The following is a 7,367-nucleotide window of genomic DNA, read 5'->3' as shown; positions in this document are numbered from 1 at the left end:
CGCCCCCGCCGTTGACGGCGCAGATGGTCGGCTTGTCCATCGCCTGCAGCACCGTCGGCGGCGTGTTGCGCAGGTTGATCGTGGTCGGCGAGGACGCCGCGCTGAGGCCGTTGCCGTCACGCTCCTTGCGCAAGTCGAGGCCGGCGCAGAACGCCCTGCCCTTGCCGGTGAGGATCACGACGCGGACGTCCTTGTCCTCGTTGGCTTCGGTCAGGAGCCGCGCCAGATCGTTGAGCATCGGGCCGGAGATCGTGTTCATGCGCTCCGGCGCGTTCAGCGTGATGGTCGCGATGTGATCGGCGACTTCGTAGAGGACTTCGTTCGCGGCATCGGTCATGACAAATGTTTCCTCGTCCCTGATCTCGTAGGGTGGGCAAAGGCGCGCCTGCGCCGTGCCCACGATCTGCCAACGTATTCTGATCGAGATGGTGGGCACGCTCCGCTTTGCCCACCCTACGGGTCCTCGTCGAATTGTCAGATCTTCCGCCCCGCCTGCTCCCAATAGGGATCGCGCAGGCGGCGCTTGAAGATCTTGCCGGAATCCTCGCGCGGCAGGCCGGTGCGGATCTCGATGTGCTTGGGCACCTTGTAGTCGGCAAGATGCGCCTTCAGCGCGGCGCGAACACCTGCAGCATCCAGCGTGACGCCGGCTTGCGGCTCCACCACCGCCATCAGCGCCTCGCCGAACTCGGCATCGGGGATGCCGAACACGGCGCAATCATGCACGCCTGATACGGCGTGCAGCACGGACTCGATCTCGGCCGGGTAGATGTTGACGCCGCCCGAGATCACCATGTCGCGCTTGCGGTCGCAGATGAAGACGTAGCCGTCCGCGTCGATATAGCCGACGTCGCCCGAGGTGATGAAGCCGTCGCGGTCGATCTCGGCGCGCTTCTCCGGCTTGTTGTGGTAGGTGAAATCGGCGAGATCGGTCATGCGCGAATAGATCTCGCCGATCTCGCCGACGCCGAGCACGCTTCCGTCCTCACCAAGGAAGCGCAGCTCGGCGCCGGGCGAGATTTTGCCGACGGTACCGGGCTTCTTCAGCGCGTCCTCGGAGGTCGCGAACGTCACCGCGCTGGATTCGGTCGAGCCGTAGAATTCGTAGATCACCGGCCCCCACCATTCGATCATGGCGCGCTTGACGTCGGCCGGACAGGGCGCGGCGGCATGGATGACGTGGCGCAGCGAAGAGACGTCGTACTTCCTGCGCACCGCCTCCGGCAGCTTCATCAGCCGGATGAACATGGTCGGCACCATGAAGATCGTGTCGATTTCAAATCGCTCGATCAGTTCGAGGAATTCTTCGGCCTCGAAGCGCGGCATCAGCACCAGCGCGCCGCCGAGCTTTCCGGCGCGGATGCCGAACGAGTTCGGCGCCGAATGATAGAGCGGACCCGGCAGGATCGCGCGGGCGCCGGGCTTAAGCCCGTAGATCATCGCGCGCATGCGCTCGCCGGCGGTCTGCTGCTCCGGCGTCGGCGCGTTGCGCCGCACGCCCTTGGGATGGCCTGTGGTGCCCGAGGTGTAGATCATGTTCATGGGCTGCGGCACCACGGGGCCGTCATAGGGCTGGAATTGCGCGAGCCAGGCTTCGAAATCGATGGCGAAGTCCGGCGTCTTCAGATGATCGGGATCGATCTTGTAGCTGGACAGGATCTCCGGCGGCGTCGGCACGCTGAGCACGGTGACGCCCTCAGGGATCGCATCGCGCAAGGCGTGCAGCATGTCGGCATGTCCGATCAGGACGGACGTGCCGGTGTCATCAAGGATGTAGGTGATCTCCTCCGGCTTGAAGTGCCAGTTGATCGGAACGCCATAGGCCCCGAGCCGCATCGCGGCGTAGGCAGCCTCCAGGAAGGCGATGTCGTTGCGCATCAGCATGCAGACGCAATCGCCTTGGCGAACGCCGATCTTGGCGAGGCCTGAGGCGATGCGGTCGGCGCGGTTGGCGACCTCAGTGTGGGTTCGGCGGCGCTCGCCGGAGACGATGCCGAGGAATTGGGGCGTTTCGCTCATTGTTGTTTTCCGATCTTTCGTCGGGTTCGAGAATGCAGCCAAACCTACGATCGTCATTCCGGGATGCGCCGAAGGCGCAGGCCCGGAATCCATACTCCCGATCGTGGTTATGGATTGCGGGCTCGATGCTTCGCATCGCCCCGGAATGACGGGGAACTGCTAATCCGCATACTTCGCCGCGCGCTTCTCCAGATTGGAGCGCACCGCCTCGGTCTGGTTCGCGCTGCCGATCAGCTTCTGCTGCTCGACCGACTCCGCGAGCAGCGCCGGACCCGGATCGACCGAGAGATTGTTCAGCAGTCGTTTTGCCGCGCGGATCGCATCGGGGCTCTTGCCGGCGATCTCGCGTGCGGTCTCCAGCGCCGCGGCGCGCGGGTCGTCGCAGATGCGCGTGGCGAGGCCGTAGGTCATCGCCTCCTGCGCGGAGAAGATGCGCCCCGTATAGGTGAGATCGCGCAAAATGTCGTCGCGCACGAGGCTCGCAAGGATCGGCGTGCCCGCCATGTCAGGCACGAGGCCCCATTTGATCTCCATGATCGACATCCGCGCATCCGCCGAGAGGAAGCGCATGTCGGCGCCGAGCGAGAGCTGGAAGCCGCCGCCGAAGGCGACGCCGTGCACGGCCGCGATCACGGGAACCGGAAGCTGGCGCCAGCCCCACACCGCCTGTTGCGGGAAGTTCGCCTGGCCGTGCGTGCGCTTGGTGAGATCGCGATTTTCGCCACCCGGAATTCCGTTGCCGCCCTTCTCCTTCATGGCGGCAAAACGCCCCATGTCGAGACCGGCGCAGAAGGCGCGGCCTTCGCCTGAGAGCACGACGACGCGCACGCTCTTGTCCTTCGAAAGCCGGTCCGTTGCGGCGACAAGCGCCTCGAACATGGCCTGATCCAGCGCATTCATCTTGTCCGCGCGCACCAGGCGCACGTCGGCGACGCCTTCCGAGATCGAGATCGAGACGCGCTCTTCCATGGATGAATTCTCCCTTAGTTCTTGCCTGTTCTTGTTCAGTGCCGCTTTACAGGACGCTGGCGGCCGGATTTAGTCAATCGACCAATTAACTGACAATCCGTACGGGAGAAACAGCCATGTTCAAGGAAAATCTTCTCGCTGGACGGCGCATTCTCGTGACCGGCGGCGGCACAGGTCTCGGCAAGGCGATGGCAGCGCGCTTCCTCCAGCTCGGCGCCGAGGTGCACATTTGCGGCCGGCGCAAGATCGTGTGCGACGAGACCGCAACCGAGCTGATGGATCTGTATGGCGGCCGCGTCACCAGCCACGGCGTCGACATCCGCAACGCGCTCGCGGTCGAGGAGATGGTGGAGACCATCTTCCGCGACGCGCCGCTGACCGACCTCATCAACAACGCCGCCGGCAATTTCATCTCGCGCAGCGAGGACCTGTCGCCGCGCGGCTTCGATGCCGTCGCCAACATCGTCATGCACGGCACGTTCTACGTGACGCAGGCGATCGGCAAGCGCTGGATCGCCTTGAAGCAGCCCGGCAACGTGGTGTCAATCACCACGACCTGGGTGCGTAACGGCTCGCCCTACGTCGTGCCGTCGGCGATGAGCAAGTCGGCGATCCATGCCATGACGATGTCGCTCGCGGCCGAATGGGGCCGCTACGGCATCCGCCTCAACACCATCGCGCCCGGCGAAATCCCGACCGAAGGCATGAGCAAGCGCATCAAGCCCGGCGACGAGGCCGGCGCGCGCACCAAGGCGATGAACCCGATGGGCCGCGTCGGCACCATGGAGGAACTGCAGAACGTCGCCGTGTTCCTGATCTCCGGCGGCTGCGACTGGATCAATGGCGAGACCATCGCCATGGACGGCGCGCAGGCGCTGGCGATGGGCGGCAATTTCTACCAGCTCCGCGACTGGAGCGACGACGACTGGAAAACCGCGCGCGAGAGCATCATGGCGCAGAACGAGAAGGACCGGGCGAAGCGGGGGTGATGTCGCGTTGCAACGGCGTGGGGGTGTAAGGGGCTGACGCTCTACCCTCACCCTCAACTGTCGTCCCCGCGAGGCGGGGACCCATAACCACAGGGAGAGGTGCGAGGCGAGGCTGGTCACTCCGAGTCTTCGCCAAATCCTTGCTGCGGCGTATGGGTCCCGGATCTGCGCGCGCTTATGGCGCGCTTGTCCGGGACGACAGCGGGGCTCCCACCTTGTCTTCCCCCGCGGATGACGCCACACTCCCGGGCATAAGAACAAGACGCCACGGGAGAAACATGTCCACACAGCCATTGGCAACTCTTGCCGACATGGTGCGCGAACGCGCCAAGAGCCGCGGCAACGCCATCGCCTACGAGTTCGAGGGCCGCCTCACCAGCTTTGCCGAATTCGACGCGAGGACCAACAAGGTCGCCAACGCGCTGATTGCGATGGGCGTGAAGAAGGGTGACCGCATCGCCTATCTCGGCAAGAACAGCGACCTCTATTTTGAGCTGCTGATGGGCGCGATGAAGGCCGGCGTGGTGACGGCGCCGGTGAACTGGCGGCTCGCGGGGCCCGAGGTCGCCTTCATCGTCGAAGATTGCAAAACCACGGTGCTGTTCGTCGGGCCGGAGTTCATCACGCAGGTCCGCCAGATCAGGGATCAGCTGCCGGGCGTGCGCACGGTTATCACCACCGAAGGCGGCGCGCCGGAATGGCAGGACTTTGCGGCGTGGCGGGATGCGCAGAGCGGCGACGATCCCGGGGTGCCGATCGACACGAAAGACATCGCGATCCAGCTCTACACGTCCGGCACCACGGGCAAGCCGAAGGGTGCGATGCTGAGCCACGCCAACTTCCTCAACCTCGTGCAATCAGGCAATGCCGAGGACAAGCCGGAGTGGAACCGGTGGTCGACCGACGACGTCTCGCTGGTGGCCATGCCGGTCTTCCACATCGGCGGCTCCGGCTGGGGTGTGATGGGCCTCTATCACGGCGCCCGCGGCATGATCGCGCGCGAGTTCGATCCGACCAAGGTTTTGGATTTCTTCGAACTATCAGGCATCACAAAACTGTTCATGGTGCCGGCGGCGATGCAGTTCGTGGTGCGGCAGCCGCGCGCCAGGACGGTGGACTTTTCACGATTGAAATACATGCTCTATGGCGCCTCACCGATACCGGCGGCGTTGCTGAAGGAGTGCATCGAGGTCTTCAAATGCGGCTTCGTGCAGCTGTATGGGATGACCGAAACCACCGGCACCATCGTCGCGCTGCCGCCGGAGGATCACGTCGAGGGGCTGGAGCGGATGCGCTCGGCCGGCAAGGCGCTGCCGGGTATCGAGATCGCAATCCTCGACGTCGACGGCAAGCCGTTGCCGCCACGAGAGGTCGGCGAGATCGCGACGCGCTCGGGCTCCAACATGGCGGGCTACTGGAATTTGCCGGAGGCGACGGCGTCGACGCTGCGCAGCGACGGCTGGCTGCGCACCGGTGATGCCGGCTATATGGACGAGGACGGCTATCTCTACATCCACGACCGCATCAAGGACATGATCATCTCCGGCGGCGAGAACATCTACCCCGCCGAAGTCGAGAGCGCGCTGTGCGATCATCCCGACGTCGCCGAAGCCGCGGTGATCGGCGTGCCCGACGACAAATGGGGCGAGGCGGTGAAAGCGGTTGTCGTGATGAAGCCCGGCAAACAGGCGAGCGCCACCGACATCATCAACTTCACCCGGACGCGCATCGCCGGCTACAAGACGCCGAAGAGCGTGGAGTTCTTTCCGGCGCTGCCGAGGAATCCGAGCGGCAAGATTTTGCGGCGGCAATTGCGGGAGCCGTATTGGGCGGGGAAGGATAGAAGGGTGAATTGATCCCGCTGTCGTCCCGGACAAGCGAAGCGCAGATCCGGGACCCATAGCCCCAGGGAGAAGTTTGGCGACGACTCGGAGTTACCAGTTCGCGACAAACTTCTCCCTGAGGTTATGGGTCCCCGCGTACGCGGGGACGACTCGCGGAGAGAGAACGCGCGATAACAGTCAATGCTTCCCCGGCCCCATATAGCCGAACAGGAATCCCGCGACCTTCCGCATCTGGATCTCCTCGCTGCCTTCGGTGATCCGGTAGCGGCGGTGGTGGCGGTAGATGTGCTCGAACGGCTTGTGGCGTGAATAGCCCATGCCGCCGTGGACCTGCATGGCGCGGTCGGCGGATTCGCAGCAGAGGCGGTTTGCCCAGTAATTGCACATCGAGACGCGGTCGGAGAGCGTGCGCTCGATCTGCTCCTCGGTGAGCTGGTCCATCTCCCAGGCGGTCTTGCGGATCAGAAGGCGCAGCATCTCGGCTTGCGTGGCAAGCTCGACCAGCGGGAACTGGATCGCCTGGTTCTCGGCCAGCGCCCGGCCAAACGGTTTTCGCTCGCGCGCATACTTTACACTCTCGTTGATGCAATAGACGGCCGCGCCGAGCGAGCTCGCAGCCTGACGGATACGGTTCTGGTGGACAAAGCACTGCGCCAGCGACAGGCCGCGGCCGACCTCGCCGAACAGCGCGTCCTCCGGCACGAACACGTCGGTGAAGCTGACGCGCGGATGATCCGTCGGCATGTTGAAGGTCCACATGTACTCCTCGACCTTGACGCCGTGGCTCTTGGCCGGAACCAGGAAGCAGGTGATGCCGCGGGCATCGCCGTCATTGCCGCTGGTGCGCGCAAACAGCGCGCAGTGCGTCGCGACGTGCATGCCTGTGGTCCACATCTTCTCGCCGTTGATGATCCAGCCCTTGACGTTGTCGCGGGTCGCGGGCACCGCGCGCGTCTCCATGTGGGTGGCGTCGGAGCCGTGATGCGGCTCGGTGAGGCCGAAGGTGATGCGGTACTTGCCCTTGATCGAACCGTCGATCATCGCCTTCTGGTCGTCGCGGCCATAGCGGTCGAGCATGGTGACGACGGGGAAATTGCCGACGATGGAGTGCTCGTTCTGGAGATCGTTGTGCAGGCCGAGACCCTTCGCCGCAAAATGCTCGCGGATCACGGCCATCCAGAGGTTGGAGCCGTCCTTGCCGCCATACTGCCTGGATACCGGAAAGCGGAGATGCCCGGCGGCATCGGCGAGATCCTTGGCCTTGCGCAGCAGCGCCTCCCATTCATGGCGCGGCAGGCCGCCATTCTCGAAATCGGTGCGCGCCCATTCGCGGCGATGATCGAAGAAGCGGATGTTGTCGTCGGCCTCTTCCAGCGGCTTGATCTCGCGTTCGATGAAACGATCGAGCTCTGCGAGATAGGCGACGAGATCGGCAGGCAATGAGAAATCCACAGGTTCTCTCCCGGATTGATTTTATCGTTTTGCGTTAAGACGCTAGGCGCGTTTCGGCTTCGTGCGATTAAGCTGAGAAGAGCGCGTGCAAGTC

General features: G+C 64.2%; 6 protein-coding genes. 2 read left to right on the top strand and 4 right to left on the bottom strand.

Annotated elements, in window-relative coordinates; all coding sequences use genetic code 11:
• The 3 genes from IC66_RS0111750 to IC66_RS0111740 all read right to left on the bottom strand — a co-directional run.
• The coding region (locus IC66_RS0111750) for an enoyl-CoA hydratase/isomerase family protein (RefSeq protein ID WP_038947747.1) at positions 1 to 337 on the bottom strand (337 nt) is incomplete at its 3' end.
• A 137-nt stretch (positions 338 to 474) separates the two neighbouring features.
• Positions 475 to 2,019 carry an acyl-CoA synthetase gene (locus tag IC66_RS0111745; RefSeq protein WP_038947746.1) on the bottom strand — a complete coding sequence of 515 codons (1,545 nt, stop codon included), beginning with the start codon at positions 2,017 to 2,019 and terminating at the stop codon, positions 475 to 477.
• A 159-nt stretch (positions 2,020 to 2,178) separates the two neighbouring features.
• Entirely contained in the window at positions 2,179 to 2,988 is an 810-nt protein-coding gene (locus IC66_RS0111740) for a crotonase/enoyl-CoA hydratase family protein (protein ID WP_038947745.1), read from the bottom strand.
• A gap of 116 nt (positions 2,989 to 3,104) precedes the next feature.
• Between IC66_RS0111740 and IC66_RS0111735 the strand changes: the two genes are divergently transcribed.
• Together IC66_RS0111735 and IC66_RS0111730 are read left to right on the top strand one after the other, a co-directional pair.
• Entirely contained in the window at positions 3,105 to 3,977 is an 873-nt protein-coding gene (locus IC66_RS0111735) for an SDR family oxidoreductase (protein ID WP_038947744.1), read from the top strand.
• 278 nt (positions 3,978 to 4,255) lie between these two features.
• Entirely contained in the window at positions 4,256 to 5,833 is a 1,578-nt protein-coding gene (locus IC66_RS0111730; RefSeq protein ID WP_038947743.1) for a fatty acid--CoA ligase, read from the top strand.
• A gap of 165 nt (positions 5,834 to 5,998) precedes the next feature.
• On the opposite strand, the gene IC66_RS0111725 is transcribed toward IC66_RS0111730, so the two are convergent.
• Complete coding sequence (locus IC66_RS0111725) at positions 5,999 to 7,273, bottom strand: acyl-CoA dehydrogenase family protein (protein ID WP_038947742.1); 1,275 nt, start codon at positions 7,271 to 7,273, stop codon at positions 5,999 to 6,001.
• Positions 7,274 to 7,367: the final 94 nt, after the last annotated feature.

The sequence above is a fragment of the Bradyrhizobium genomosp. III genome, from assembly GCF_000261705.1.
In the GTDB taxonomy this organism is placed as follows: domain Bacteria; phylum Pseudomonadota; class Alphaproteobacteria; order Rhizobiales; family Xanthobacteraceae; genus Bradyrhizobium; species Bradyrhizobium ottawaense.
Note: the sequence above shows the minus strand (reverse complement) of the source record. Positions and strands in the feature narration are given on the sequence as shown.

Excerpts from the sequence above, each read along its gene's own strand:
- IC66_RS0111735 (WP_038947744.1), top strand. The coding sequence starts at position 3,105 with ATGTTCAAGGAAAATCTTCTCGCTGGACGGCGCATTCTCGTGACCGGC.
- IC66_RS0111745 (WP_038947746.1), bottom strand. The coding sequence starts at position 2,019 with ATGAGCGAAACGCCCCAATTCCTCGGCATCGTCTCCGGCGAGCGCCGC.
- IC66_RS0111730 (WP_038947743.1), top strand. The coding sequence starts at position 4,256 with ATGTCCACACAGCCATTGGCAACTCTTGCCGACATGGTGCGCGAACGC.
- IC66_RS0111740 (WP_038947745.1), bottom strand. The coding sequence starts at position 2,988 with ATGGAAGAGCGCGTCTCGATCTCGATCTCGGAAGGCGTCGCCGACGTG.